This is a genomic window from Streptomyces sp. SID14478, from assembly GCF_010548525.1.
Classification (GTDB): Bacteria; Actinomycetota; Actinomycetes; order Streptomycetales; family Streptomycetaceae; genus Streptomyces.
In genome coordinates, this window is the sequence record NZ_JAAGMG010000083.1 from 1 (window position 1) to 3623 (window position 3623).

Sequence of the window (3623 nt, forward strand, 5' to 3'; positions counted from 1 at the left end):
GCGCGAAGCGGCCGCGGCGAGCGACTGCTGCGCCTGCGTGACACGACGCAGCTCCGCGTGCCGGACCTGAGCCATCAGCGCCCACACGGCCCGCGCGATGCCGCTGAACGTCGTGCGCGGCGGCACCTCGAGGAGCGGCAGACCCCGCCGCTCGCACGCCTCTACCAGGGCGCGCGGCACCGTGTCGTGCACGGGAGCCAGGCCGAAGCCGAGCGCCGCGCCGCCCGCCGCCACGATCTGCGCCACGTAGTCGTCGAAGTACGGGCCGGTCCCCGCGGCCTCCGTGGCGTGCGCGCCCGCGCTCAGCAGCAACTCCCCGCCGAGCAGATACGGGTACGGGTCGGGCATCTCCGACGTGTGCACCCAATGGACCACCACGTCGTCCACCGGGCCGCCCGTGAGCAGCCGCAGCCCGAGATCCTCGCGGGCGAGCAGGGTGGGCAGCGCGACCGGTGGGGTCGGTGGGACGGCTGCCGCGTCGGACATGGTGGATGTTTCCTCTGCTGAAGGGCCTGCGAATGGAGGAAACGTACACTTCAACGCCTCTTCCGGGCCACCTAGGGTCGTGCCTCACACCCCCCGCTCAACTCCCGCAGAACCCCCCGCCGATGTGCGCGAAGGAGGGCTTCCCCATGGCCGTCGACTACACAGTGATCGTCGTCTACCTCACCGGCATGCTGGCCATGGGCTGGTGGGGCATGCGCCGCGCGAAGTCGAAGTCCGACTTCCTCGTCGCGGGACGCCGCCTCGGCCCCGCCATGTACTCCGGCACCATGGCTGCGATCGTGCTCGGCGGCGCCTCCACCATCGGCGGCGTCGGCCTCGGCTACCAGTACGGCCTGTCCGGCGCCTGGATGGTGTTCACCATCGGCCTCGGCCTGCTCGCCCTGTCGGTGTTCTTCTCGGCGCGGATCTCCCGCCTGAAGGTCTACACCGTCTCCGAGATGCTCGACCTGCGCTACGGCGGCCGCGCCGGAGTCATCTCCGGTGTCGTGATGTGGGCGTACACGCTGATGCTGGCGGTCACCTCCACCATCGCCTACGCCACGATCTTCGACGTCCTCTTCGACATGAACCGCACCCTGGCGATCGTGCTCGGCGGCTCCATCGTCGTCGCGTACTCGACGCTCGGCGGCATGTGGTCCATCACCCTCACCGACATGGTGCAGTTCGTCGTCAAGACCATCGGCGTGCTGCTCCTGCTGCTGCCCATCGCCGTCGTGAAGGCGGGCGGCTTCAGCGAGATGAAGGCCAAGCTGCCGACGGCGTACTTCGACCCGCTGGGGGTCGGCGGGGAGACGATCTTCACGTACGTGCTGATCTACACGTTCGGCATGCTCATCGGACAGGACATCTGGCAGCGCGTGTTCACCGCCCGCAGCGACAAGGTCGCCCGGTACGGCGGCACCGTCGCGGGCACCTCCTGTCTCGTCTACGCGATCGCGGGCGCCGTCATCGGCACGGCGGCCAAGGTGATGTACCCGAAGCTGCCGTCCGCCGACTCGGCCTTCGCGACCATCGTCAAGGACGAACTCCCGGTCGGCATCAGGGGGTTGGTGCTCGCCGCCGCACTCGCCGCGGTCATGTCGACGTCGTCCGGGGCGCTCATCGCCTGCGCCACCGTCGCCAACAACGACATCTGGTCGCGGCTGCGCGGCACCGCACGCGGCAAGGGGGAGGGGCAGCATGACGAGGTCGCCGGCAACCGGGCGTTCATCCTCCTCATGGGACTCGCCGTCATCGGCATCGCGATCGCCCTCAACGACGTCGTCGAGGCATTGACCGTCGCCTACAACCTGCTCGTCGGCGGGCTCCTCGTGCCGATCCTCGGCGGTCTGCTGTGGAAGCGCGGCACCGTGGCGGGCGCGCTGGCCGCCGTCGCGGTCGGCGGCACGGCCGTCATCGGCCTCATGGCGGGCTACGGCATCCTCGCCAACGAGCCCGTCTACTACGGGCTGTTGTCCTCCCTCGCCGCCTACGTCGTCGTCTCGCTCGCCACCCGGCCCACCGACCCCGCCGTGCTCGCCCACTGGCGCGAGCGGCTCGCGGGCCGCGGGCAGGAGGCGGCCCCGGCGGCGGAAGCGGTCACCGCGCAGCTCTGAGGCGCGTACGACCCGTGAAGTGAACTGCACCTGGAAAGAAGGCACTTGCGCATGACCAGCACGGACATCTCACCCGCCCCGGCCCCGTCCGCCACCGCGTCGGGTCCGGGCGCCGCCCGGCGGATCGGCGGCGACCTGGTGATCGAGACGCTGGCGGGCCTCGGTGCCACGACGGTGTTCGGCGTGCCGGGACAGCACGCACTGGGCCTGTTCGACGCCCTGCGCCGCTCCGCGCTGCGGTACGTGGGCCTGCGCGTCGAGAACAACGCGGGGTTCGCGGCCGACGCGTACGGGCGGGTGACCGGGACCGCCGCCCCGCTGTTCGTGTCGACCGGACCCGGCGCGCTGACGTCCCTCGCCGCACTGCAGGAGGCGGCGGCCGCCAGCGCGCCCGTCGTGGCCGTCTCCAGCCAGGTCCCGTCAGCCGGACTCGGCGGCGGCCGGCACGGCTACCTGCACGAACTGCGGGACCAGCAGGCCGCGTTCAGGGACGTCGTGAAGTCCGTGCACACCGTGCGGACGCAGTCGCAGATCCCGTCGGCGCTCGCGGCCGCCTGGGAGTCGGCGCTGAGCGTGCCGCACGGCCCGGTCTACGTCGAGATCCCGCAGGACGTGCTGCTCGCGCCCGCGTCCCTGCCCGCCGTCACGGCGATCGAGGTGACGCCCGGGAAACCGGCACCGCGCCCCGAACTGGCTGCCATGGCCGGCGAGTTGCTGACGCACGCCGAACGGCCGGTGATCGTCGCGGGCGGCGGCGTCGTGCGCGCGGCGGCGCAGGAGGACCTGCGCGCGCTCGCGGAGAAGGTGAACGCTCCCGTGGTGTGTACCTTCGGCGGCAAGGGCGCGTTCGCCTGGGAGCATCCGCTCTCGCTCCAGTCATGGCTGGAGGACCGGCACACGACCGCGCTCCTGGAGGACGCCGACGTCCTGCTGGTCGTCGGATCCGGACTCGGCGAACTGTCCTCGAACTACCACACCTTCGCGCCCCGCGGACGGATGATCCACGTGGAGGCGGACGCCGGGAAGCTGGAGGCCAACCATCCGGCCCTCGGTATCCACGCCGACGCCCGGCTCGCGCTGCGGGCACTGCTCGACGCGACCGGCCCGCGGCCCGACGCCGACGCGGCAGACCGCGCGGCCTGCCTGCTGGCCGCAGTGCGCGAGCGTCTCGACGGTCAGGAACTCACCCTGGAACAGCAGGTGTTGACGGCTGTGCGGGACGCCCTGCCGGACACGGCACCGTCCTTCTGGGACATGACGATCCTGGCCTACTGGGCCTGGTCCGCCTGGCCGGGAGCCCTGCACTCGGCGCAGGGCGCGGGCGGCCTCGGCTACGGCTTCCCGGCCGCGCTGGGCGCCGCCGTCGCCGACCCGACCACCCCCGTCCTCGCGGTCTCCGGCGACGGCGGCGCCCTGTACTCGATCGCCGAACTCGCCACGGCCCAGCAGGAGTCGCTCGACGTGACCTGGCTGATCGTCGACGACGGCGGCTACGGCATCCTGCGCGAGTACATGACCGAC

3 protein-coding genes are annotated in these 3623 nt (G+C 71.8%); 2 read left to right on the plus strand and 1 reads right to left on the minus strand.

The window, feature by feature from the left end:
• Nucleotides 1–486: PucR family transcriptional regulator ligand-binding domain-containing protein (locus G3I40_RS02910; protein WP_203643326.1), on the minus strand; the 486-nt coding region annotated here is incomplete at its 3' end.
• 146 nt (nucleotides 487–632) lie between these two features.
• Here G3I40_RS02910 and G3I40_RS02915 point away from each other — a divergent pair.
• Both G3I40_RS02915 and G3I40_RS02920 read left to right on the plus strand, forming a co-directional pair.
• On the plus strand, nucleotides 633–2102 hold the full coding sequence (locus G3I40_RS02915) for a sodium:solute symporter (RefSeq protein ID WP_164300568.1): 1470 nt from the start codon (nucleotides 633–635) through the stop codon (nucleotides 2100–2102).
• 51 nt (nucleotides 2103–2153) lie between these two features.
• A partial coding sequence (locus tag G3I40_RS02920; RefSeq protein WP_164300569.1) for a thiamine pyrophosphate-binding protein occupies nucleotides 2154–3623 on the plus strand: 1470 nt, incomplete at its 3' end.

What these genes read in the sequence shown, in the direction of transcription:
- G3I40_RS02915 (WP_164300568.1), top strand. Translation starts at nt 633, where the DNA reads ATGGCCGTCGACTACACAGTGATCGTCGTCTACCTCACCGGCATGCTG.